The 23319-nt window shown below is 68.0% G+C and carries 24 protein-coding genes; 10 read left to right on the forward strand and 14 right to left on the reverse strand.

Translation table 11 applies throughout. The features are described 5' to 3' along the window. Nucleotides 1-28: 28 nt before the first annotated feature. Complete coding sequence (locus tag B5X82_RS04095; RefSeq protein WP_079647315.1) at nt 29-1636, forward strand: lysine--tRNA ligase; 1608 nt, start codon at nt 29-31, stop codon at nt 1634-1636. A gap of 323 nt (nt 1637-1959) precedes the next feature. On the opposite strand, the gene B5X82_RS04100 is transcribed toward B5X82_RS04095, so the two are convergent. The 8 genes from B5X82_RS04100 to B5X82_RS04135 all read right to left on the reverse strand — a co-directional run bounded on the left by B5X82_RS04100 (nt 1960) and on the right by B5X82_RS04135 (nt 9237). Beyond that, nucleotides 1960-3777: a DUF885 domain-containing protein gene (locus tag B5X82_RS04100; protein ID WP_176152460.1), complete on the reverse strand. Its 1818-nt coding sequence runs from the start codon at nt 3775-3777 to the stop codon at nt 1960-1962. 107 nt (nt 3778-3884) lie between these two features. Further along, on the reverse strand, nt 3885-4361 hold the full coding sequence (locus B5X82_RS04105) for an RcnB family protein (protein ID WP_079646798.1): 477 nt from the start codon (nt 4359-4361) through the stop codon (nt 3885-3887). Nucleotides 4362-4545: 184 nt separating this feature from the next. Then, nucleotides 4546-5169, reverse strand: coding sequence for a TetR/AcrR family transcriptional regulator (locus B5X82_RS04110; protein WP_235862590.1), 624 nt, complete (start codon nt 5167-5169; stop codon nt 4546-4548). Between the two features lie 87 nt (nt 5170-5256). Then, the gene (locus tag B5X82_RS04115) at nt 5257-6600 is read right to left on the reverse strand and encodes an anthranilate synthase component I family protein (RefSeq protein WP_079646802.1); all 1344 of its coding nucleotides are present in this window, start codon (nt 6598-6600) and stop codon (nt 5257-5259) included. Next, entirely contained in the window at nt 6597-7610 is a 1014-nt protein-coding gene (locus tag B5X82_RS04120) for a nucleotidyltransferase domain-containing protein (RefSeq protein ID WP_079646804.1), read from the reverse strand. The genes B5X82_RS04115 and B5X82_RS04120 overlap by 4 nt, the downstream gene beginning before the upstream one ends. 10 nt (nt 7611-7620) lie before the next feature. Continuing rightward, nucleotides 7621-8490 carry an HprK-related kinase A gene (locus B5X82_RS04125; RefSeq protein WP_377266375.1) on the reverse strand — a complete coding sequence of 290 codons (870 nt, stop codon included), beginning with the start codon at nt 8488-8490 and terminating at the stop codon, nt 7621-7623. Then, nucleotides 8487-8768 carry an HPr-rel-A system PqqD family peptide chaperone gene (locus B5X82_RS04130; protein WP_079646809.1) on the reverse strand — a complete coding sequence of 94 codons (282 nt, stop codon included), beginning with the start codon at nt 8766-8768 and terminating at the stop codon, nt 8487-8489. The genes B5X82_RS04125 and B5X82_RS04130 overlap by 4 nt, the downstream gene beginning before the upstream one ends. Nucleotides 8769-8790: 22 nt before the next feature. Beyond that, entirely contained in the window at nt 8791-9237 is a 447-nt protein-coding gene (locus B5X82_RS04135) for a hypothetical protein (RefSeq protein ID WP_079646811.1), read from the reverse strand. A gap of 110 nt (nt 9238-9347) precedes the next feature. Between B5X82_RS04135 and B5X82_RS04140 the strand changes: the two genes are divergently transcribed. The 4 genes from B5X82_RS04140 (at nt 9348) to B5X82_RS04155 (ending at nt 13215) form a co-directional block, all read left to right on the forward strand. After that, entirely contained in the window at nt 9348-10592 is a 1245-nt protein-coding gene (locus tag B5X82_RS04140) for an ATP-binding protein (RefSeq protein WP_079646813.1), read from the forward strand. A gap of 69 nt (nt 10593-10661) precedes the next feature. Continuing rightward, nucleotides 10662-11360 (forward strand): phosphate signaling complex protein PhoU, encoded by a 699-nt coding sequence (gene phoU / locus B5X82_RS04145; protein ID WP_079646815.1) that lies wholly within the window; start codon nt 10662-10664, stop codon nt 11358-11360. Continuing rightward, nucleotides 11360-12058, forward strand: a complete 699-nt coding sequence (phoB, locus tag B5X82_RS04150) for a phosphate regulon transcriptional regulator PhoB (RefSeq protein ID WP_079646817.1) — start codon at nt 11360-11362, stop codon at nt 12056-12058. The genes phoU and phoB overlap by 1 nt, the downstream gene beginning before the upstream one ends. A gap of 83 nt (nt 12059-12141) precedes the next feature. After that, a complete protein-coding gene (locus tag B5X82_RS04155) occupies nt 12142-13215 on the forward strand; it encodes a hypothetical protein (protein WP_079646819.1) in 1074 nt (357 codons plus the stop codon). Nucleotides 13216-13335: 120 nt separating this feature from the next. On the opposite strand, the gene B5X82_RS04160 is transcribed toward B5X82_RS04155, so the two are convergent. Beyond that, nucleotides 13336-13590, reverse strand: coding sequence for a hypothetical protein (locus B5X82_RS04160; RefSeq protein ID WP_079646821.1), 255 nt, complete (start codon nt 13588-13590; stop codon nt 13336-13338). An 83-nt stretch (nt 13591-13673) separates the two neighbouring features. Between B5X82_RS04160 and B5X82_RS04165 the strand changes: the two genes are divergently transcribed. Genes B5X82_RS04165 through B5X82_RS04180 form a run of 4 tightly spaced genes read left to right on the forward strand, consistent with a single transcriptional unit; the run spans nt 13674 to nt 19164 of the window. Further along, on the forward strand, nt 13674-16157 hold the full coding sequence (locus B5X82_RS04165; protein WP_235862591.1) for a TonB-dependent receptor plug domain-containing protein: 2484 nt from the start codon (nt 13674-13676) through the stop codon (nt 16155-16157). Nucleotides 16158-16179: 22 nt separating this feature from the next. Then, nucleotides 16180-16662: a nuclear transport factor 2 family protein gene (locus B5X82_RS04170; protein ID WP_079646823.1), complete on the forward strand. Its 483-nt coding sequence runs from the start codon at nt 16180-16182 to the stop codon at nt 16660-16662. A gap of 28 nt (nt 16663-16690) precedes the next feature. Then, nucleotides 16691-17986 (forward strand): dipeptidase, encoded by a 1296-nt coding sequence (locus B5X82_RS04175; RefSeq protein WP_079646825.1) that lies wholly within the window; start codon nt 16691-16693, stop codon nt 17984-17986. 2 nt (nt 17987-17988) lie between these two features. Beyond that, complete coding sequence (locus B5X82_RS04180) at nt 17989-19164, forward strand: NAD(P)/FAD-dependent oxidoreductase (RefSeq protein WP_079646827.1); 1176 nt, start codon at nt 17989-17991, stop codon at nt 19162-19164. Here the strand turns inward: B5X82_RS04180 and B5X82_RS04185 are convergent. The 4 genes from B5X82_RS04185 to B5X82_RS04200 all read right to left on the reverse strand — a co-directional run bounded on the left by B5X82_RS04185 (nt 19161) and on the right by B5X82_RS04200 (nt 21548). Further along, entirely contained in the window at nt 19161-19493 is a 333-nt protein-coding gene (locus B5X82_RS04185) for a DUF2794 domain-containing protein (RefSeq protein WP_079646829.1), read from the reverse strand. The two genes, B5X82_RS04180 and B5X82_RS04185, sit on opposite strands and share 4 nt — an antisense overlap. Continuing rightward, a complete protein-coding gene (epsC, locus tag B5X82_RS04190) occupies nt 19493-20194 on the reverse strand; it encodes a serine O-acetyltransferase EpsC (RefSeq protein ID WP_079646831.1) in 702 nt (233 codons plus the stop codon). Before epsC ends, B5X82_RS04185 begins: the two co-directional genes overlap by 1 nt. A 148-nt stretch (nt 20195-20342) precedes the next feature. Then, nucleotides 20343-20864 carry a carboxymuconolactone decarboxylase family protein gene (locus tag B5X82_RS04195; RefSeq protein ID WP_079646832.1) on the reverse strand — a complete coding sequence of 174 codons (522 nt, stop codon included), beginning with the start codon at nt 20862-20864 and terminating at the stop codon, nt 20343-20345. A 138-nt stretch (nt 20865-21002) separates the two neighbouring features. After that, on the reverse strand, nt 21003-21548 hold the full coding sequence (locus B5X82_RS04200; RefSeq protein ID WP_079646834.1) for a peroxiredoxin: 546 nt from the start codon (nt 21546-21548) through the stop codon (nt 21003-21005). Between the two features lie 109 nt (nt 21549-21657). On the opposite strand from B5X82_RS04200, the gene B5X82_RS04205 reads away from it, so the two are divergent. Beyond that, nucleotides 21658-22557, forward strand: coding sequence for a hydrogen peroxide-inducible genes activator (locus tag B5X82_RS04205; protein WP_079646836.1), 900 nt, complete (start codon nt 21658-21660; stop codon nt 22555-22557). 10 nt (nt 22558-22567) lie between these two features. On the opposite strand, the gene B5X82_RS04210 is transcribed toward B5X82_RS04205, so the two are convergent. After that, nucleotides 22568-23311, reverse strand: coding sequence for a metallophosphoesterase family protein (locus B5X82_RS04210; RefSeq protein ID WP_079646838.1), 744 nt, complete (start codon nt 23309-23311; stop codon nt 22568-22570). Nucleotides 23312-23319: the final 8 nt, after the last annotated feature.

The raw sequence follows: 23319 nt of genomic DNA on the forward strand, positions 1-23319 counted from the left end.
GGGCGGTCTGTCGCTACAGGGGCGCGATATGACCGACAGCATCACCCCCGCCGCCCTGCGCGAAGCCGCTCTCGTCTCCAAGGCCTGGCCCTATGAGGAGGCGCGCAAGCTGCTCAAGCGCTACGAGAAGGGCGCGCCGGCCAAGGGGCATGTGCTGTTCGAGACCGGCTACGGCCCGTCGGGCCTGCCGCACATCGGCACCTTCAACGAGGTGCTGCGCACGACGATGGTGCGCCGCGCCTATGAGGAGATGTCGGACGTCCCGACCCGCCTGATCGCCTTCAGCGACGACATGGACGGGCTGCGCAAGGTACCCGACAACGTGCCGAACCAGGAGATGCTGCGGGAGCATCTCGGCAAGCCGCTGACGAAGATTCCCGATCCGTTCGGCAAATATGAGAGCTTCGCGCATCACAACAACGCGATGCTGCGCGAATTCCTCGACCGCTTCGGCTTCGACTACGACTTCCGCTCGTCGACCGAGGCCTATGAGAGTGGCCAGTTCGACGAAGCGCTGAAGGATATCCTGCGCCATTATGACGGCATCATGGGGATCATGCTGCCGACGCTGCGCAAGGAGCGGCAGGCGACCTATTCGCCGGTGCTGCCGATCAGCCCGAAGAGCGGCATCGTCCTGCAGGTGCCGGTCGAGGTGGTCGATGCCGACCAGGGCCTGATCCGCTTCGAGGACACCAGTGTCCCTGGGGGCGAGACGATCGTCCAGTCGATCCTCGGCGGCAAGGCGAAGCTCCAGTGGAAGGTCGACTGGGCGATGCGCTGGGTCGCGCTGGGCGTCGATTACGAGATGTCGGGCAAGGACCTGATCGACTCGGTCATCCAGTCGTCGAAGATCGCGCGCGAGCTCGGCGCCCGTCCGCCCGAGGGCTTCAACTACGAGATGTTCCTCGACGAGAAGGGCGAGAAGATCTCCAAGTCGAAGGGCAACGGCCTCAGCCTCGAGCAATGGCTGACCTATGGGCCCGAGGAAAGCCTGGCCTTCTACGCCTATCGCGAGCCGAAGAAGGCGAAGCAGCTCCACATGGGTGTGATCCCCAGGGCGGTCGACGAATATTGGCAGTTCCGCGGCAATTATGCCGGCCAGCCGATCGAGCAGAAGCTCGGCAATCCCGTCCACCACATCCACGGCGCGACCGGGGATGCGGTGCCCGACAGCGTGCTGCCGGTCACGTTCGGTCTGCTGCTCAACCTCGTCGGGGTGATGGGCGACGCGTCGAAGGAGCAGGTGTGGGGCTATCTGGCCAATTATGTGCCCGACGCCTCGGCCGAGAAATATCCCGAGCTCGACCGGCTGATCGGCCATGCGCTCGCCTATCATCGCGATTTCGTCGCGCCGACGCTCAAGCGCCGCAAGCCGACCGACAATGAGGCGGCGGCGCTGCGCGCGCTCGACGCGAAGCTGGCGGCGATGCCGGCCGATGCCTCGGCCGAGGACATCCAGAACGAGGTCTATGCGATCGGCAAGGAGGAGGCCTATGGCTTCGCCTCGCTGCGCGACTGGTTCAAGGCGCTCTACGAGACGCTGCTCGGCGCCGAGCAGGGCCCGCGCATGGGCAGCTTCATCGCCCTCTATGGGATCGCCAACAGCCGCCGCCTGATCGCCGAGGCGCTGGCCTGACGATAATTTCGGGCAGCGGGAAACCCTTGCCCGCGACCGGCGTTACGCAGCCGGTCCATCCCCTTTCGGACTGGCATGGCGGCGACGCGCATGTCGGCCGCGCCGTTGCGTATCAGGCGGCGCGGCCACGCGGGGGGGGGCTTCATCTCGTGGAGGGCTAAGGCATCGAGCTTTTATCTGAGCCGCTCGTCCTGAGGAGGGATCGAGCCTTGGTGAAGGCCCGTCTCGAAGGATCCCGTGTCCTTCGAGGCGCCATTTCGCCTTCGCTCAATGGCTCCTCAGGATGAACGGAGAAGAGTGCGCCAAATGAAACGCTCGATGCTCTATCTCGACGCCTTGATCCAGGCGTCGATCTTCGCTTCCAGCACCGACATCGGCAGCGCGCCGGTATCGAGCACCTGGGCGTGGAAGGCGCGCGGATCGAACTTCGCGCCCAGTTCCTGCCTGGCCTTCGCCTTGAGCTTGAGGATGGTCAGCGCGCCGATCTTGTAGGCGAGCGCCTGGCCCGGAATGGCGATATAGCGTTCGACCTCGGCGGTGGCGTCGGCCTTGCCGATGTTCGAATGGGTCAGCATGTAGTCGAGCGCCTGCTCGCGGCTCCAGCCCTTGGCGTGGATGCCGGTATCGACCACCAGCCGCATCGCGCGCAGCATCTCGTCCGACAGGCCGCCGAAGCGCTGATAGGGATCGGTCTCCATGCCGAGGTCCTTCCACAGCGTCTCGGCATAGAGCGCCCAGCCCTCGACGAAGGCGGTGTTGCCGCCGAAGCGCATGAAGGCGGGCAGCGCTTCATTCTCCTGCGCCAGGCTGATCTGGAAATGATGGCCCGGCACCGCCTCGTGCAGGTAGAGCGTCTCCATGCCCGGCGTGGTCCGGGATTTCAGGTCATAGGTGTTGTAGTAGAAGACGCCGGGACGCGATCCGTCGGGGGTGCCCTGCTGATAGCTGCCACCCGCCTCGGTCTTCTCGCGATAGGGCTCGACCGCCTTGATCTCGAGCGGGCTCCTGGGGACCAGCGAGAATTGCTCGGGGATGCGCTGGTCGACGCGCTTGCCGATCCGGAAATATTCGTCGCGCAACCATTCGGCGCTGGGCGGCTGGAATTTGGGATCGTCGCGCAGGTAGACGAAGAATTCGGCCAGGCTGCCCTTGAAGCCGACCTGCGCCTTGATCTTCTCCATTTCGGCGGTGATCCGCGCCACCTCCTTCAGGCCCAGCTCGTGGACGTCCTCGGCCTTGAGCGGCAGGGTGGTGTTGACCTCGATCAGATGCGCGTAGAGCTTGTCGCCGCCCTTGAGCCCGACCAGCCCGACGCTGTCGCGCGCGACCGGCAGATATTCGTTCTTCAGGAAAGCGCGGAAGCGTTGATAGGCGGGGATGATGCCGTCGCGGATCGCAGCGGCGGTCGCGGCCCGCAGCCGCGCCTGGTCGGCGGCGGGGATGTCGGCGGGGAATTCCTTGACCGGGCCGTAGAAGGTCGAGCCCTCGATCCCCTGCGCGATCTGCAGGTCGAGCTGGTCGATCATGTTGTTGACGACCAGCTTGGGCTCGACGACGCCGGCCTTCATCCCCTGGCGGAAGCGTTCGATCCAGCGGTCGACCATCACCACATAGTCGCGATGGCGCTTCAGGTTGTTCTCATAGTCCTGGACGGTACGGAACGGCGCGGCACCGCCGCCCGAGGCGAAGCCTGGATAGAAGGTGTGGAAGCCGGAGAAATGATCGACCGGCTGGACCTTGGTGACGTCGATCAGGTCGGGCGCGAAGCCCTTCAGCGTCACCTCGGTCTGCCATTGGAACACGTCGTAGGCGATCTGGTCGGTGGGGGTGAGCTTCGACCGGTCGATCTTGTGGAGCGCGGCGAGGTCCGCCTCTGCGGCAGCCTTCTCGCCGGCATAGTAATCGTCGCTGACATAGTCGCCGAGCCGGTCGGCATAGCGCATGTCCCCGCGGAACATCCCGCTGATCGGGTTGCGCTTCAGCGACGCTTCGTCGCTGTCGTGGAACAGCCTTGCCAGTGCGGTGTCCTCGGCCGAAGCGGCAGGGGTGGCGGCAGGTTCGGCGGCCTGGACGGCGGGGAGGAGCATCGGGCTCATGGCCGCCAGGAAGGTCGCGGCGAGCAGCGTGGGACGAAGGGTCATGGAAGGAGGCATCCTGATGAGGTTATGCCTCCGTGCTATTCCCCTAACACAGTACATGCAAGCGGCCCCGGCATCGTGGGATGCCGGGGCCGCCGGGCGTCGTCGCCTTACCAGAAGAAGGAACGATGGACCTGGACGACGCGGCCGGTTCGGACGTTCACCAGGACCACGTCATTGCCGTAGCGCACCCAGCGGTTCACGCCGGTGGTGGCCGGCAGGCGGTAGCGCCACGGGTCGTTGATCACATAGCGCGAGCCGTAATAGGCCGGCGCGAAGCGATGTCCGGGGGCGATCGGCCGATAGACATAGCCGCGCGGGCCGACATAGGCGGGGCGGCGATAGACGTCGCGGTGCGACCGGCGATAGTCGCGCCAGTCCTCGCGTGCCTCGCGCCGGGCGTCGCGCAGGTCCTTGCGGGCTTCGCGGACGTCGTGGCGGTCGCCGTAACGCTGGGCGTCGCGCAGGTCGCGGCGCTGCTCGCGGACGTCGCGCTGGCTCTCGCGGGCCTCGCGCAGCGACTGGGCCTGGGCGATCGACGGAACCGCGACCGCAGCCATCAGCGCCAGGATGATCGGTGTACGCATCGGATTTCTCCTTCTCACTCTCACTTCCGAATATCGGTCGTGGCGGCGTCAATGATCGGCGCCAGCACAGGTTCCTGATTCGCACGATGCGACTGAACGCACCGGGAACGGAGCCGTCAGTGAAATGAAAGGAAAGGCAGGTTTCCGGCGACCATCCTGCCGAAGGTCTTCGAACGATGCCGGATCAGGCGGTGCGCTTGGCCAGATAGGCGTCGATCAGCGCGTCGCTCGCCGCGACCATGGTCGCGCATGGTCCCTGGCTGCCGAAGATGTGATGGGTCGCCATGCCACCCTCGATGACCAGCATCAGCCCGTCGGCGAGTTCCTCGGGGTCCTCGATGTCGAGCTGCCGGGTCACGCTCGCGATCATAGCGCGCATGTCGGCCTTGCAGTTTTCGAGCACGGTGCGGCCCGGATGGCCGGGTTCGGGAATCTCGACCGCGGTGTTGCTCATCGGGCAGCCGCGGAAATCGGGTGCGGCGACCTTGCGGGCGAAATAGCGCACCATGGCGCGGAGCTTGTCGCGCGGATTCTCTCCCCCCTCCTCCAGCACCGATTCGAGCGCTGCGCGGCTTTCGCGGCCGCTCTCTTCCAGGCAGGCGGCGATCAGATCGTCCTTGGAGGCGAAGGCGCGATAGAGGCTGGGCTTGGTCACGCCTGCCTTGCAGACGATCTCGTCAACGCCGACGGCGCGGATGCCACGATGGTAGAAAAGGTCGCGCGCCGCCTCGAACACCCGAGTCGCCGCGGTCTTCTTCAGACCCGTCATGTCGCCGCCACAACAGTCGGCCTTCTTCGATGCAGCCACCGGCAGTCCATCCTTGTCTACGACTACCATGTAACAGTTCGGTACGCCTGTTTCAATATGCCTGCAAAATCGTGTCAATAGCCTTTGTCAGCCATTGCCGGACGATGACGGCGCCGGGGCGATCACCGGATCGATCTTGGCACGCAGCTCGGCATATTCGGCAGCCGGAATGCTGTCGGCGACGATGCCGCCGCCCGCCCGCGCGACCAGCCGGGTCGGGGTGGCGGCGATCGACCGGATGATGATCGAGCTGTCCATCGCCCCGGTCGTCGCCAGCGCGAAGACGATCCCGAAAAAGGGGCCGCGCCCCGAATCCTCGATCGCGTCGATGATCTCGACCGCGCGGCGCTTCGGCGCTCCGGTGATCGACCCACCCGGGAAGGTCGCGGCGATCAGGTCGATCGCATCGTGCCCTGGCCGCAGCCGGCCATGGACCGCCGACACCAGGTGCCAGACCGAGGCGAAGCCTTCGAGTCGCGCGAGTTGCGAGACGGTGACGCTGCCTTCCTCGGCGACGATCGACAGGTCGTTGCGCAGCAGGTCGCAGATCATCAGATTCTCGGCCCGGTCCTTGGCCGACCGGGCGAGCCGCTCGCCGTTCCGCCGGTCCTCGCCGGGGTCGGCGGCACGGGGGGCGGTGCCCTTGATCGGCCGGGTCTCGATCGCGCCGGCCGCGTCGCACTGGACGAAGCGCTCTGGCGAAGCGCTGAGCAGCGCGCGGCTCCCGCCGAGATCGAGATAAGCGGCGAACGGGGCCGGGGTGCGGTGGCGCAGCGCGCGATAGGCGCCGGCGAGCGAGAGACCCGGCGGCCGGTCGGCGACGAAGCGGGTGCTGATGTTGGCCTGGTAGATGTCGCCCGCGGCGATGTAGGCGAGCGTCGCCGCGAGCATGGCGGCGTGGCGTTCGGGGCCGGTCTCCTCGATCCAGCGCAGGGGCGGCGTCGCCGCTTCGGTGGTGGGCGCGGCGGCGCCGAGCAGGTCATCGATTCGCTCGTCGGCGCTCATGTCGGCACGGGGCCGGGCAAAGGCCCAACAGCGGCGTGCCTGATGATCGAAGCCGAGGACCAGATCGTAGCGGCGCACGACCAGCACCGGCAGCTCGGGATCGTGCGGGTGTCGGCTGGCGACGCCCAGCGCGCTCGGGCCCAGCTCGTAAGATAGCAGGCCGATCAGCCCGCCGGTGAAGGGCAACGGCCCTTGCGCATGATCGGGCCGATGCAGATGGCGCAGTGCCGCCAGCGCGTCGTCTATCGAGCCGCCGGCGAGGATGACCTCCTCGGCCGGGTCGACCGCGACATAGGAGGCCGCCGAGCGTGGATCGCCCTCGGCGGCGCTGTCGAGGAAGGCGATGCCCGGCCGGTCGGCCAGCCGGGCGAACCAGTCGGCGGGATCGTTCCAGGGCAACTGCCGGATCGTCAGCGGCCCACTCATTTCGCCCGCGCCTTGATCCACAGGTGGCGGGCCAGCATCAGCGGCGGCATCCGCATCCAGTGCGAACGGACATAGAAGCCGAGCCGGTTGAATGGGCGGATGGAGCGGCCCCAGCCGTCGCGCGCCAGCAGGCGCCGGACGAACAATGTGTCGCGCATCCGGTCATGGCCGGCGAGGCGCGGTTCGACCGGTGTCGCGAACAGCCGGTCGGCGAGGCGCAGAGCCAGGGCGACCGGCTCGATCATCTGATGCCGGCGCGCGCGTGCGTCGAGCCGCGCCCAGAAGCCGGGCGCCGCCGCGAACAGGCGCAGCAGCCGATCGACGTCCCACAGGTTGCGCAGCCCGCCGGCCAGGTCGCCGTCGGCGAACAAATGGGTGGCGGCATGAACGATCATGTCGGCAGGGGAGAGGATGCGGAGCCCCGGTGCCACCTCGACGCTATCCTCGATCAGCGCGGCGGCGTCCGGCCGGCGCCGCGCGGTCAACGGCAGGATGCTGTGGTGGACGTCGATCATGCTGCCGCGATCGCGATGCACCAGCGGCGGCAACTCGTGCATCCAGCGGCGATAATAGGCCTGGCTGTAATCATCGTCCTTCGCCCATTCGAAGCCGGCGGCGAGCAGCGCCGCTTCGGCCTCGTCGAGCCGCTCGCGCGGCAGCAATATGTCGAGGTCGCCGACCACGCGGCCGATCGCGGCGGGCAGCCCGGCAAAGGCGAAGGCGCTGCCCTTGAGCAGGATCGGGGCGATGCCGAGCGGGGCGAGCGCGCGGCGCGCCATCTCTACCTCCCACAGCGCCTGGGTCCGGCCGAATTCGGCCTGCGCGCGGGCGTCCTCCAGGGCGCGGGCGACCGGCGCCGGCAGCGGCATGTCGGCGAGGCGATAGGCGAGGCTGCCGTCGAGCCGCTCGGCGCGGGCGATGGCGAGCAGGCTCGTCCAGCCATCGGGCGCGAGGCCGAGCGTCGAGACGGGATCGGCCAGCGCGGTCGCCAGTGCGCGCGCATCCTTCATGGCCAGGGCCTCACAGGCCGGCCTCGGCGCAGAACTGCTCGACGATCGCGATGCCGCTGTCGGTGTCGGGATAGGCGAAGCGCGCGGCCGGGATCGTCTCGACGATCCGCAGCACATGGTCGAAGGCCGGCTCGCCGAGGGCGATATAGTTGGTCGATCCCTCGGTCAGCCGCATGAACAGCTCGGACCGGCTGACCCCGTCGCTCGCCGGCTCGAACCCGTAGGAGGGGAACAGGATCAGCGCCGGCTCGGCCGGTTCGTCCATCCGCGCGATCGCCTCCGCATTGGGGCGCAGGTGGCGCAGCTCGCCCTTGGGCGTGGCGCTCAGATGCGGGCCGAAGCGGGCGGGATCGGCGACCCGCGCCTCGGCCTCGGCGATCGCGCTGTTCTTCAGGCTGATCGCGCGAGGGAAGGGGATCAGCCGGCCGGTCGCCAGGTCGATCATCACGAATTCGTCCGCCAGCAGCCGCCAGCCGCGTTCGGCGAGCAGCGCGGCGAGGGTCGATTTGCCCGAGCCGGAGTCGCCGGGCATGATCAGCGCCTTGCCGCCGCGCTCGACCGCCGAGGCGTGGATCAGCAGGTGGCGGCACTCGCCGAGCGCGACCTGCATGTTCATCGCCATCTCGATCGCCAGCAGGGCGTGGCCGAACGCCATCGGCACCGTGTCGGGCAGGTTGTGGTCGCCTTCGATCGCGACCTGCGGGCGGATCCAGCGGCGCCAGGGGCGTGGTGGGCCGATCCGCGCCGTCACCGTGGCGATGCCGTCGGCCGGCGCGGGATAGCCGGCATAGAGGCGGCGCAGCACCGCGATCGGCGCGGCCCAGGCCGACCCGATCCGGTAGGATATCGGCCCCACGCGGACGTCGAAACCGTGCATCAGCCGACCTCGACCAGGCCGATGCCGGCGAGATCGGTCAGCCGCGCCTCGACCACGGCGCGCGCCTCCGCGTCCTCGGGGAGGCCGAGCGTCGCGCAGAGCGAGGTCGTCAGCCGCGCCGCATCCATCGGCTTGGCGGCGAGCAGCGCCAGCATCTGGGGCAGCGGGCTGTCGAGGAAATGGGTCGCGCCGGACGGCCGATGGAAGACAAGGGTCATCCCGTCGATCGGGTGCGTCCGGCAATGCTGGGGGAAATCAGTGCGGTAGGTCGGCGTGGTCACCGGTCAGCCTTGGCCGGCCGCCTTACTGGCGGCTCGGACTCTGCAGCGAGGCATAGCAGGTATAGCCCTGTTTCCCCATGGTCAGCTTCTTGATGTAATTATTGTAGGCGTTGGTCTGCTGCGAGGTGTAGCCCGGATAGTTGGTGCCGTACTTCAGCGAATTCTTGACGTCCTCGCCGCTCAGCGGCTGCGACGGCGGCGGATAGCTGTTACCGGTGTTGGGGTTCACCACGTCGCCGTTGTTCTTGATCCACTTGTTCGGCTGGGTGGATTGCGGCACCGGGATCTGACAGGTCAGCGCCGAGACGGCGGCGTGGGCGATGCCGGGGCGGACCGTCACCACGGCGGCGGTGCCGAGCGCACCGATCCGCAGCATCGCGCGGCGCGTCTGCGCGGTCTCCGCTTCCCCGGGCGCGGCGGCGGCGGGCCGCTCCGCTTCGGGCTGATCGTCCTCGTTACGCATAATCATCCCCCACTCGTCCGGTCGTATTACCGCCAATCGCCGGTGGAGGCGAGGCCGGAATGTCGGGCTGGCTTTTATGTCCGATAGATTTCACAATTCGGTTATAATGGGGACGGATGAAGCATGAACCGCTGCCGGATATCGGCGAGGACGAGGTCGTGAAGCGGCGCGGCAGGGGCCTGCGTGCCGCCGTGGCGTTCGGGCTGGTGGCGGTGGCCGCCTGGCTGCTGTCGGCGCCGATGGCAGCGGCACTGGTGGTCGGCGTGATCGCGGCCTTCTTCGCCTGGATGCCGGCGGTGTCGCCGTACGAGCCGCCGGCGCTGATTCCCGCCCCGGTGCTCGACATGCCCGACCGCACCCAGGAGGTCATCGACGCCGTCGACGACGCGCTGCTGATCATCGAGCGGCAGCGGATCGTGACCGCCAACGACGCCGCCCGGCGTCTGTTCGGGGCGGAACGGGTGGAAGGCGATTTCCGGCTGGCGCTGCGGCATCCCGCGGCCGCCGACCTGATCACCTCCGACCGCGACGTCGATTCCCCGATCGAGATCGCGGGGATCGGCGACGCCGACCGGCGATGGGCGATGAGCGTCCGAGCCATCGCCGGGGGCGCCAAGCTGGTCACCCTGCGCGACCGCACCGAAAGCTGGATCGCCGAGCGGATGCGTGTCGATTTTGTCGCCAATGCCAGCCATGAGCTGCGCACGCCGCTGGCGACGATCATCGGCTTCATCGAGACGCTGGGCGAGGGCGGCGGTGCCGAGGACGCGGCGATCCGGGAACGTTTCCTGGGCATCATGATGGGCGAGGCGAAGCGCATGCAGCAGCTCGTCGACGACCTGATCTCGCTGTCGCGGATCGAGGCCGATCGGTTCTCGACGCCGCAGACCCCGCTCGCGCTGGGCCCCGTCGTCGAGGAGGTGGTGGGCGTGATCCGCTCGGGCATGCGCGACGACGGCGACCGGATCGAGCTGACCATCGCCCGCGTTCCCGAGGTGCGCGCCGATCGCGTCCAGATCGCCCAGCTGCTCCACAACCTGATCGGCAACTCGATCAAATATGGCAGGGCGGGGACGCCGATCCGGGTGCTGCTGGATTCGATGCAGGGCAAGGTGCGGCTCAGGGTGGCCGACGAGGGCGAGGGGGTCGCGGCCGAGCATCTGCCGCGCCTGACCGAGCGCTTCTACCGGGTCGATGCGGGCCGCAGCCGGTCGATCGGCGGAACCGGCCTCGGCCTGGCGATCGTCAAGCATATCGCCGAACGGCATCGGGCGGTGCTCGACATCGCGTCGCGGGTCGGAAAAGGCACGACCGTGACTGTCACATTTCCGGCCTTGTTGCCCGATGCATTGTCATCATAGTGCAACAACTAGCTCACATAGGCCGCGCCAAGGCGGCGCCGGCTTCCGGAGCCGAAGGGAAGTGAAGCGATGGCATCGGGACATACCGTCAAGGCGTTCGACGAGGATCTCGGCCAGCTCAGGGCGCTGATCTCGGAGATGGGCGGCCGCGCCGAGGCCGCCATCACCGGCGCGCTCGAGGCGCTGGTCAATCGTGATCTCGAATCCGCGGTCCGCATCGTCGAGGGCGACCGCAGGATCGACGAGCTGGAAGCCGAGGTCGAGCGCCAGGTGGTGCGGCTGATCGCGCTGCGCGCGCCGATGGCCGACGACCTGCGGGAGGTGCTCGCCGCGCTCAAGATCGCCGGCGTGGTCGAGCGGATGGGCGACTATGCCAAGAACATCGCCAAGCGGATCGCGCTGCTCCAGGAAGCGCGCGGCATGGAGGCGATGGCGGTGCTGCCGGCGATGGGCAAGATCGCGGCGGAGATGGTGCGCAACGTGCTCGACGCCTTCGTGCTGCGCGATGCCGAGGCGGCGATGGCCGTGGCCGCGCGCGACCGGGCAGTCGACGATTTCTACAACAGCCTGTTCCGCACGCTGCTCACCTACATGATGGAAAATCCGCACAATATCACGGCGTCGACGCATCTGCTGTTCATCGCCAAGAATATCGAGCGGATCGGCGACCATGCCACCAACGTCGCCGAAATGGTCTATTTCGCGGCGACCGGCCACCAGATGGCGGAACGCGCCAAGGGCGAAGACCCGCTCAGCGGAGATATTTGATGGCACGTGCCCGGGTACTGCTTGTCGAAGACGATGCGGCGCTCGCCGAACTGGTCAGCTGGCACCTCGAGCGCGAGGATTTCGAGGTCGAACGCACCGCCGACGGCGAGGAGGCGATCCTGCTGGCGCGCGAGACCCCGCCCGATCTGGTGCTGCTCGACTGGATGATCGAAGGCGTCTCGGGGATCGAGGTGTGCCGCCGGCTGCGCCGCCTGCCCGACACCGCGAACGTACCGATCATCATGCTCACCGCCCGCGGCGAGGAGGAGGATCGCGTCCGCGGCCTCGAAACCGGCGCCGACGACTATGTCACCAAGCCGTTCAGCCCGCGCGAGCTGGTCGCGCGCGTCGGCGCGGTGCTGCGCCGCGTCCGCCCGGCGTTGGCCGGCGAGCGACTGTCCTATGCCGACATCGAGATGGACACCGCCAGCCACCGCGTCCGCCGCGGCGGCGCGCCGATCAGCCTCGGGCCGACCGAGTTCCGCCTGCTCAAGCATTTCCTCGAGCATCCCGGTCGCGTATTCTCGCGCGAGCGGCTGCTCGATTCGGTATGGGGCCGCGACAGCGACATCGAGCCCCGCACGGTCGACGTCCATATCCGGCGCTTGCGCAAGGCGATCAACCTGGCCGATTCGCCCGACCTGATCCGCACCGTCCGCTCCGCGGGCTACGCCCTCGACAGCGAAGGCATCGTCTGACGGCGGAAAGCGATCGGACAACTGTGTTGTTCTTATAATACAGTTCTGCTAGTCTCCCGCATACAGCATCGGGAGAAACACCCATGTACAGCGAGAGCGATATCGATTCCGCGGTGCAGGCCGGGGCGCTCAGTCCTGACGCGGCCACCGCGTTGCGCGCCCATGTCGCTGCCCTGCGCGCGGTGCCGGCGGTCGACGAGGAGAGCTTTCGCCTGCTGACCGGCTTCAACGACATCTTCGTCTCGATCGCGACCGTATTGATGCTGGTGGCGATGGGCTGGATCGGCAACATGATCCGGCTGTTCGCGCCCGATCATGGCCCGTCGCCCTTCATCGGCTTCGCGGTCGCCTGCGCCGCCTGGGGCCTCGCCGAATATTTCACGCGCGAGCGGCGCATGGCGCTGCCCAGCATCATCCTGTTGCTCGCCTTCGCGGGCGGCTTGTTCGCCGGCCTGTCGATGCTGCTGCTGTCCGCGCTGGGCCTGACGGAGACGGGGCCGGGCGACGAGCGGCTCCTCGCCCTCGTCATGGCCGCGAGCGCGGCGCTGTCCGCGGGCGGCGTCTGGCTGCACTGGCGGCGGTTTCACGTGCCGATCACCGTGGCCGCCGGTGCGGCGACGCTGGCGGCGCTGCTGCTCGCGCTGGCGGTCGCGGCGGCGCCGGTGCTCGCCGATCATCTGCTCAAGCTGGTCCTGCTCGCAGGGGGCGGCGTCTTCGCCCTCGCCATGTGGTGGGACATGAGCGACCGCACCCGCACCACCCGCCGGTCCGACGTCGCCTTCTGGCTCCACCTGCTGGCGGCACCGATGCTGGTCCATCCGATCTTTGCCGGGCTCGGCATGCTCCACGGCGAAGCGGCCGCGGCGCAGGCGGCGCTGGTCATCCTGATCTATGTCGTGCTGGGGCTGGTCGCGCTGGCGATCGACCGGCGCGCGCTGATGGTGTCGGCGCTCGCCTATGTGCTGTTCGCGCTGTCGAGCCTGATCAAGCAGAGTGGTGCGGTCGATCTCTCCTTCGGGCTGACCGCGCTGATCATCGGATCGGCGCTGCTGCTGCTTTCCGCCTTCTGGACGGCGGCGCGGCGGCAGGTCGTCGCGCTGCTGCCGGCCGAGTTGGCGGTGAAGCTGCCCGTGATCGACCGGCTCCAGCCGGCCTGAGCCGGCTGGAGCTTCGAATCCATCCGCCAAGCGGAGCTTTCCTGAAGCGAATATAATTTTTTCTGGATTAATTTCTATCTAAACGATAGAGAAATGGGTGTGGGTTGAATTCTCAACATCTCAGGAAAGATCGATGAGCAGAAAACAGGGGGGCCGGACGCAGATCCAGAGCGTGGAGTCCGCACCGATCCCATTCGACGTCACTCCCCCGCCGGCCATGATGCCGGCCAAGGTCATGTGTTCGATGCGCGCCTGATCCGCGCGCTGAAACCACTCCCATAGACCGGCCCCCGCGCCAGCGCGGCCGCGATCGCGTTCCAGCGAACCGAACACGCGGCGATCCGCCGCGAAGGCGGGCCGGTCCCATTCTTCCATCGCCTCTCATGGCGGCGACCTGTGCCCCCGCGCACCGGCCGCTTCCGGTCGCGCGCGCCATGAACCTTCAAGAAAGATCCGCCGTGAACATCCAAGGATATCTGCCCGCCTCCTCCCGCCATGATCCGCGCATCGCCGCGTCGCGGCGGCGGGCGCTCAACAAGGCCCGCCTCTATCTGGGCCTGGCGTCGATCGGGCTGCTGGGCTGGCAGAACCCGGCGCAGGCCGAGGACCAGCCGGACGAGCAGGACTCGATCGTCGTCGTCGGCTCGCGCAGCGGCACTGCCCGCGCGCTCGAAAGCTCCGCGCCGATCCAGGTCGTCGGCGGGGAAACCCTGCGCGACACCGGATCGCGGACCCTGTCCGAGGCGCTCCAGCGGACGGTGCCTTCGTTCAACTTCCCGACCTCGGTGCCGTCGTCGAACGCCGCCAGCTTCGTGAAGGGCGTGTCGCTGCGCGGCCTGGCCGCCGACCAGACTCTGGTGCTGATCAACGGCAAGCGCCGTCATGCGACGGCGCAGCTGAACGCCGGCGGCGGCACGACCAAGGGCGCCCAGACGGTCGACCTGAACAGCATCCCGCTGAGCGCGGTGGAGCGGGTCGAGGTGCTGCTCGACGGCGCGTCGGCGCAATATGGCTCGGATGCGGTCGCCGGTGTCGTCAATATCGTCCTGAAGCAGGGCAGCGAGGGCGGCGACATCGCGCTGCTCTACGGCATCAACGACAAGGGCGACGGCAAGACCAAGAGCGTCGAGGGATCGTTCGGCCTGAAGCTTCCGGGCGACGGCTTCGTCCGTTTCGCTTTCGACGCGTGGGACATCGGCCGCACCCGTCTGTCGGTGCCCGACACGCGGCAGATGTATTTCGCCGGCGACCCGCGCGAGGCGAGCTATCCGAACCGCGACTGGTTCTACGGCAGCGGCGCGACCAAGCGGCAGAACATCTTCGTCAACGGCGAGACCACCGTCGGCGGGGTGACCTTCTACGCGCAGGGCAGCTATGGCTGGCGCAAGGACGAGGGCTTCGGCAACCTCCGCCAGCCCAATTCCGACCAGACGGTGCGCGCGCTGTTCCCGGACGGTTTCCAGCCCTTCCTCCACATCCGGTCGCGCGATGCCGCCGCCGCCGTGGGCGCGCGCTGGGGTTCGGCCGCCGCGGGCGATTTCGACCTGAGCGCCAATTACGGCCGCAACCGGGTCAAGAGCGTGGTGTCGAACACCAACAACGCCAGCCTTGGCACCGCCAGCCCCACCGCGTTCAACACCGGCGACCTGCTGAACGAGCAGACCAACCTCAACCTCGACTGGAAGCGCCCGTTCGCGGTGGCGTTCCTGCCGACCCCGCTGAACGTCGCCGCCGGCCTGACCTATCGGCACGAGGCCTATGAGGTGTTCGAGGGCGACTATGGGTCCTGGGCCAATGGCGGCGTGCCGATCCTCGACGGCCCCAATGCCGGCAAGGTCGCGACGCCGGCCTCGCAGGGCTTCGGCGGCTTCTCGCCCGACGATGCCGGGCGCCTCTCCCGCAACGTCTATGGCGGCTATCTGGAACTGGAGAATTCGCCGACCGAGAAGCTGCGGATCACCCTGTCGGGCCGGTTCGAGCATTATTCGGACTTCGGATCGACCACCAATGTCCGGCTCGCGACCCGCTACGAACTCACCCCGAAGCTGGCGTGGCGGTTCAGCGCGGGCACTGGCTATCGTGCGCCGTCGCTGGGCCAGTCGGCCTATTCGCGCACCATCCCGAACATCACCAACGGCGTGCTGGCCACCAACCGCCTCGCCCGGGTCGACAGCGTGGAGGCCCGCGCGCTGGGCGCGACGGCGCTGAAGCCCGAAAAGTCGGTCAACCTGTCGACCGGCTGGGTATGGACGCCCAGCCCGGCCTTCTCGGCGACGCTGGACGTCTACCAGATCAGCATCGACGACCGCATCGTCCTCTCCGAGACGCTGACCGGGGCGCTGGTCCGCCAGGTGTTGGCCAATGCCGGTTTCCCGACCTATTCGGGCCTGCAATATTTCACCAATGCGGTCGACACCCGCACCCGCGGCGTCGATGTCACGGCCCGCTACCGGTTCAACCTGGCGTCGGGCGCCAAGCTCGACCTGAGCGCCGGCTTCAACTGGAACGAGACCAAGATCACCCACGTCAAGGAAACCCCCGCCGTGCTGAGCGGCAGCGGGCTCGTCCTGATCGGGCGCGAGGCCTCGTCGCTGATCGAGGAGGCGAACCCCGACAGCTTCCTGCGGCTGGCCGCCGACTATAGCGCGGGTCCGTTCGACGCTCATCTCTCGGGCGTGCGCTACGGCGTCTACCGCACCCGCCACACCAGCAACCCGGCCTTCGACCAGCGCTACAGCCCGCAGGTCGTGGTCAATATCGGCGCCGGCTACGCGCTGTTCGATCGGGTCAAGCTGTCGGCGGGCGTCAACAACCTGTTCGGCAGCCATCCGGACAAGGTCCTGACCGCGATCCGCAACCCGGTCGTCTCGGTCTATTCAGGCCTGTCGCCCGAGGGCGGCGCCGGCCGCACCTATTTCGCCCGCCTCGGTTATTCCTTCTGAGCCACTTTCGCGGAGACTTGCCATGAAATCTGTCGTCCTGAGCGCCCTGCTCGCCATCGCCGGCCCCTCGATCCTCGCCCAGCCCGCCCAGGCGGCCGAGGGAGGGCCGGTGAAGGAGCATGGCACCCCCCAGGTCCGCGAGCAGGTCGTCCAGGCGATCGACGCCTGGCGCGCCGCCGTGGTGGCCAAGGATCGCGCCGGCCTCGAACGCGCCTATCATGACGACCTGACCTATGGGCATACCGACGGCGCGGTCCTGACCAAGGCCGAGCAGATCGCCCGGACCATCGTTCCCGACCGCGATTTCACCGCCGTCGACGTCAGCAACCTGGCGGTCCGTTCCTACGGCAATGTCGCCTATGTCACCGCGACCTACGCCTTCCACCTCCTGTCCAAGGGCGAGACGGTCGAGCGCATCTCGACCCTGCCCGGCCTCGACGTGTGGACCAAGGGGCCGAAGGGCTGGCAGCTCATCGCGCGCCAGCTCACCCGCACCGCGAAATAATCCTTCCCCGGTTCATCGAGAGGTTTCCATGACCAAGCGCTCCATCCGTTCGACCCTGGCCCTGCTGCTGGCCGGCACGCTGCTGCCGCTCGCCGCCGCCCAGGCCGATCCCTTCACGCCCGCCCAGATCGAAGCCGCCAACGCGCTGCAGGACCGGCACGTCACGCTCGACAACCATCTCGACATCCCGTTCGAGTTCGGCAGCGGCGATCTCGATGCAGGCAAGGACGGTGCGTCGCAGTTCGACCTCGTCAAGGCCGGACGCGGGCATCTGAAGGGTGCGGTGATAGCGATCTTCGTGCCGCAGGGCGCGCGCACCCCGGCTGGCTATGCGGCGGCGGCGGTGCAGGGCCGGAAGAAGCTGGCCGCGCTCCAGTCGGTCGTCGCGGAATATCCGCAGCGCGCGGCCTTCGCCAAGTCGCCGGCCGAGCTGGAGGCGATCGAGGCGTCGGGTCGCTTCGCGATCGTCCTCAGCATCCTGAACGGCCACCTCATCGGCAAGGATCTCTCGCAGCTCGACGCCTGGTACCGGGACGGCGTCCGCATCTTCGGCTTCACCCATGCGGGCAACAACGACCTGGCCGATTCCGCGCGGCCCAACCTGCTGCGCGGCGACAAGCTGGACGAGCATGGCGGACTGTCGCCGCTCGGCCGCGCGGCGGTCGCCAAGCTCAACGACCTGGGCATCGTGATCGACGTGTCGCAGATCTCGGGTCGGGCGCTCGCACAGGTGCTGTCGCTGACCCGCGCGCCGGTAATCGCCTCGCATTCGAACGCGCGCGCGATCATCGATCATCCGCGCAACCTCGACGACGCGCAACTGGCCGCGATCGGGAAGAATGGCGGCGTCGTCGCGATCAACGCCTACAGCTCCTGGGTCCGCCCGCTGCCGCAGGAGGCGATCGACCAGGGCAACGCCGTCCGCCGCCGCTATGGGGTGCCGGAAGAGAATAGCGTGGCGGGAATCCAGCCGCTGACCGATGCCGGCGTCAAGGTGCTGCCCGCCGAGCAGTTCGAACGGTACAGCAAGGAGTTCCACGCGATCACCGGCGATCCGCGCTATCGCGCTACGCTGGCGCAATATGTCGACCAGCTCGACTATGTGGTGAAGAAGATCGGCATCGATCATGTCGGCATCTCGTCGGACTTCAACCATGGCGGCGGCGTGATCGGCTGGAACGACGTCGGCGAGTCGGCGAACGTTACGGCGGAACTGCAGCGGCGCGGCTATAGCGAGGAGGATATCGCCAAGCTGTGGGGCGGCAATTTCCTGCGCGTCTGGGCGCAGGTGCAGGCGCTCGCGAAGGCGCCGGCAGGGCATTGAGCATGGACCGGCGACAGGCACTCCGGCTTCTCGCGGCATCGGCCTTCGCGCTCGGATCGACGCGGCCGGCGCTTGCCGCCTCGGGCGGCCCGCGCAAGGTGGTGGTCATCGGCGCCGGCATCCTCGGCGCGGCGATCGGCTATGAACTGGCCAAGCGCGGGGCGGAGGTGACGATCCTCGATCGCACCGGCCCCGCCGCCGGCGCCACCGGCAACAGCTTCGCCTATCTCAACGCTTCAACCAAGGCATCGTCGCGGCCCTATTTCGGGCTGAACTGGCTGGGCATGGCGGGATGGCGCGCCTGGCAGCAGGAGCCGGGCGCGGCCCTCCCACTGCGCTGGGGTGGCGCTGTCTACTGGAGGGGCGATGCGGCAGCGACGCAGCAACTCGCCGCCTCGCTCGGCACCGTGCGGGGCTGGGGCTATTCCGGCCAGGCCGTTGACGGCGCGGACATCCGCCGGCTGGTGCCGTCCGTCACCGTTTCCGGCGATCCGAGCGGGGCCTTCTTTCCCGAGGAGGGCAGCGTCGATCCGGCTGAAGCCGTGGCGGCCCTGCTGGCCCGAGCCAGGCAGCTCGGCGCGCGAACCGTCTTTCCGGCGGAGGTCATCGGACTGATCGTCGCGGGCGGGCAGGTGCGCGGGGTCCGCACCCGCGAAGGCGGACTGACCGCCGACGCGGTCGTCCTAGCGGCGGGGCTGGGCAGCGGGACGCTGGCGCAGAGCCTGGGCGTGCCGCTGCCGCTGACCTCCTCGCCCGGCATTCTCGTCCACACCAGGCCGCAGCCGCCTTTGCTCGACCGGCTCGTATTCGCGCCGCACAGCACCATCCGCCAGACCGTCGACGGCCGCATCGTCAGCAGCAGCAGCGGCCATGAGGGCGGCGGCGGCACCGGCGATCCCGCCGCGATCGGGCAGGCCATATTGGCCGGCGCGGCGGACTATCTGCCGCAGATTCGCGATGCGGCGATCGAGCGGGTCACGATCGGCCAGCGGGTGCTGCCCGGCGACGGCTTCCCGATCGTCGGTTTCGTGCCCAAGGTCGACAGGCTCTACGTCGCCGTGACCCACAGCGGCGTCACGCTGGCGCCGGTCCTGGGGCGCTGGGCGGCGACCGAAATCCTCGACGGGGCGCGGATCGACCTGCTCGACAGCTTCCGTCCGGCACGGTTCGCGGCCTAGTCGACGAGCTTCATCAGCCGTCGTTCGACGGGGGCGAGCACCGGCCCCAGTTCCTGGCCGCGCTTGAGGATCGTGCCGCCTTCGCCGATCAGCGCCCACATGCCCTGGCGGGTGCGCAGGGCGGGGCGCTTCTCGATGCGATATTCGGGCCGCTCGGCCGAGCGGCGGAAGGCGGCGAAGGAGGCGGCCTCGCGACCCAGGTCGATCGCGTAGTCACGCCACAGCCCGGCGGCGACCATCCGGCCGTAAAGATCGAGGATGCGGGTCAGTTCGAGCCGGTCGAACCCCACTTGCAGGGGCTTGGCCGGGAAGGGGGCCACCGTCCCCATCAGGCGGTTTCGCGATCCTCGTCGATCTTGGCGCGCGCGGCATCGCGCTCGTCGATCAGCTTGCCGATGCGGCCGCGCAGCACCTCCAGCTCGCAGCGCAGTATCTCCAGCTGCTGGGTCTGCGGATCGAAGCGCTCGCTGCAGGGCGTACCATAGGGCACGAAGCCCTTCTGATATTCGCGGGCGTCGACCAGCATCGGCTTGGCCGGAATGCCGACCACGACCTGGCCCTCGGCCACGTCCCGGGTGACGACCGCATTGGCACCGACCCGCGCGCGCGGGCCGACCGTGATCGGGCCGAGGATCGCCGCGCCCAGGCTGATGATCGCGCCGTCGCCGATCGTCGGATGGCGCTTGCCGCCCTCGCCGTTGGTCGGATTGGTGCCGCCCAGCGTGGCGCCCTGGTAGATGGTGACGTCGTTGCCGATCACCGCCGTCTCGCCGATCACGACGAAGCCATGGTCGATGAAGAAATTGCGGCCGATCTGGGCGCCCGGATGGATGTCGATCGCAGTGATCATCCGGGAGAAGTGGTTCACGAAGCGCGCGAGGAAATAGAGCTCGGCCTGAAACAGCCAGTGCGCCACGCGGTGGAGCCCCAGCGCCAGCACACCCGGATAGAGCAGCACTTCCCATCGGGACCGGGGGGCGGGGTCGCGCGCCTTGATCGAATCGAGGTAGGAAATCAGTCCGTCGAACATCCGAAATCCTTCAGGGCCCACTCCATCGGGAACGGCCAATATAGGCCGGCCGTTCCGCCCTGCAAAGATGTTCCTGAACGGTACGTGATAAGTCCAGCTTGTCAGGCAGCCGGTTTCCTCCCCGAAACAGGGAGGAAACCGGGGTTTTTCACACCGCCGTCGCGTGGACGGTGGCGGCGGCCTTGATCACCGCGCCGACGCGCGCGGCGGTCTGGATCACGTCCGCGGCGACGCCGTGCTGGCGCAGCACCTTCTCATGGCTGTCGATGCACAGGCCGCAGCCGTTCATCGCCGATACGGCGAGGCTGAACAGCTCGAAATCATCCTTCTCGATACCGGGCGAACCGATCACGTTCATCCGCAGCTTGGCCGGCATCTGCCCATATTCCTTGTTCGAGGCGAGATGGACGAAGCGGTAATAGACGTTGTTCATCGCCATCACCGCGGCCGCGGCGCGGGCGGCGTTGGCGGCCTCCGGGCTCAGCTTGCCGGCGACCTCGGCTTCGGCCGCCTCCACGATCGGCTTGTAGCCCGAGCCATGGGCGCAAGCGAGCAGCAGGCCATATTTGCGTTGCTCGGTCAGCGTCTGGTCGCCGAGCAGCGAGCCGACATTGAGTCGGATGTCCTTGGCATAGTCGGGCAGGGCGTCGGCGAATTCCTTGAGCGACATCGAATCTTCCTCTCGACAATCAGACAAAGGGGCGGGGTGGTGGTCAAAAAAAGGGCGCGGAGGCCGGCCATCGTCCTCCGCGCCCCGTTTGTCGCGCGCGTGGGGGGAACGCGCGCGACGGGCTACCTGAAAAGGGGATCAGGCAGCGGGCTTGAGAACCTCGTCGCCGGCCTTCCAGTTGCACGGGCAAAGCTCGTCGGTCTGGAGGGCGTCGAGGACGCGGATGGCTTCCTGCGGGTTACGGCCCTGGTTGAGGCCGTTGACCGTGACGTGCTGGATCACGTTGTGCGGATCGACGATGTAGGTCGCGCGATAGGCGACGCCGGCCTCCGGATCGACGATGCCGAGCGCGTTGGCCAGCTTCTTCTGGTTGTCGGCGATCCAGGGGAAGTCGCAATTGGCCAGACGCTCGTCCGACTTGCGCCACGCGAAGTGGACGAAATCGGTGTCGGTCGACGCGCCGATCAGCACGGCGTCACGATCGGCGAAATCCTTCTGCAGTTCGCCATAGCCGATGATCTCGGTCGGGCAGATGAAGGTGAAATCCTTCGGCCAGAAGAAGACGACCTTCCACTTGCCACCGGTATCGCCGGTGTCGATGGTCTCGCCGGCCGGAAGCGCGGAGATGCCCTGCTGCACGGGCAGGACGAACGACGGGAATTTGTCACCAACGGTAAGCGCCACGGGGGGTCTCCTTTTTAGGCGATGGATGATCCGGTGATGGCCATTTGGCAGGCTGGACCTGAGTGTTCAAATTGATTATTTCGCCACCAATGATCGAAGGAGGCGATGAATGGCCACCTACCTGCCCACCCTGAAGCAGCTTCAATATCTGGTGGCGCTTAAGGATCATGGCCATTTCGGCCGCGCGGCGGACGCCTGTTTCGTCACCCAGTCGACCCTGTCGGCGGGGCTGCGCGAGCTCGAATCCCTGATCGGCATAACCCTGGTCGAGCGGACGCGACGAGTCGTGCGCTTCACCCCGCTCGGCCTGCGCATCGCGGAGAAGGCGCAGCGCGTCCTGCGCGAGGCGGAGGAGCTGGGCGACCTCGCGCGTGCGGCGGGCAAGCCGCTGTCGGGCGACCTGCGCATGGGAGTGATCCCGACGATCGCGCCCTTCCTGCTGCCGCGCATCCTGCCGAAGCTCCGGTCGGCCTGGCCCGACCTCAAGCTCTACCTGCGCGAGGAGACGACGGGAGCCGCCTGCGACTCGCTCCATCGCGGCCATCTCGACTGCGTGCTGCTGGCGCTGCCCTATCATTGCGGCGACATCGAGTCCGTCGACCTGTTCCTCGACCGACTGTTCGTCGCTTTCCCCGAAGGCGAGATGGAGGGGCCCGCGCCCGGCATCGTCGCCGACGACATCGACGAGAGCCGGCTGCTGCTGCTCGAGGACGGGCATTGCCTGAAGGACCATGCGCTGGCCGCCTGCAACCGGCCGGAGCTGCGCGCCGAGGCGGCGATGCTCGGCACCTCGCTCCACACGCTGGTGCAGATGGTCGACAACGGGCTGGGCGTCACCCTGCTGCCGAAGATGGCGCTCGACGCCGGCATCCTCGAGAACACCCATGTCGTCGCCAAGCCGCTCGACGCCGACCATCCGGCCCGTCGCATCGCGCTCGCCTGGCGCCGGGGCTCACCGCGGGAGAAGGAGTTCAAGCTGCTCGCCGACGCCCTGCGCGAAGCGGAGTAGCCGGCTCCTCCTATGGGGCCATTCGTCCCGTGCGGAGCGCGATCGCCCAGTCGGGCCGCTGGCGCGCCTCGGCGGTGCGGGCCGCAGCCTCCCAGTCATAGTCGACCGCGACCAACTCGGCGGTCCAGCCGCCCTCGGCCTGCCGTTCGGCGATCGCATAGCGCGCCTGCGGCGTCCCGCTTTCCATGACGTGCGGAAAGGGCCGGTCGTCCGCATAGGCGGGCAGGCCGACCGAGCCGGGGTTGACGATCGTCTGCCCGTTCGGACGGCGATGGAGCCGAGGCAGGTGGGTGTGGCCGCACAAGATCAGCGCAGCGGTTTCCGCCCCGGTCCTGGCGGCGATCTCTTCCGTCGTCGCGGGACGCGTGCCCGCTGCGTCGACATGATCGAGATAATAACCGAGGTCGCTGTCCGGCGTGCCGTGGCAGAGCAATATGTCTGGCGTGAGCCGCATCGTCGCGGGCAGGGTCGCCAGCCAGGCGTGATGCGCGTCGGTCAGCAGCGGGGCGGTGTGAGCGTCCGAAGCCCCCATTTCCGCCGGGTCGAGGGTCAGGAGCTGTCGCTCGTGATTGCCCCGGATCGTCGGCAGGTCGAGTGCGATCAGCCGGTCGGCGGTGGCGGCGGGGTCGAGCGGGCCGGACAGGATGTCGCCGAGGTTGACGATCCGGTCGACGCCGCGCCGGGCGATGTCGGCCAGCACCGCGTCGAGCGCGGCGAGATTGCCGTGAATGTCGGAAATGGCGGCGATCCTCATCGCCGGGT

The organism is Rhizorhabdus histidinilytica (assembly GCF_900167915.1).
GTDB classification, from domain to species: domain Bacteria; phylum Pseudomonadota; class Alphaproteobacteria; order Sphingomonadales; family Sphingomonadaceae; genus Rhizorhabdus; species Rhizorhabdus histidinilytica.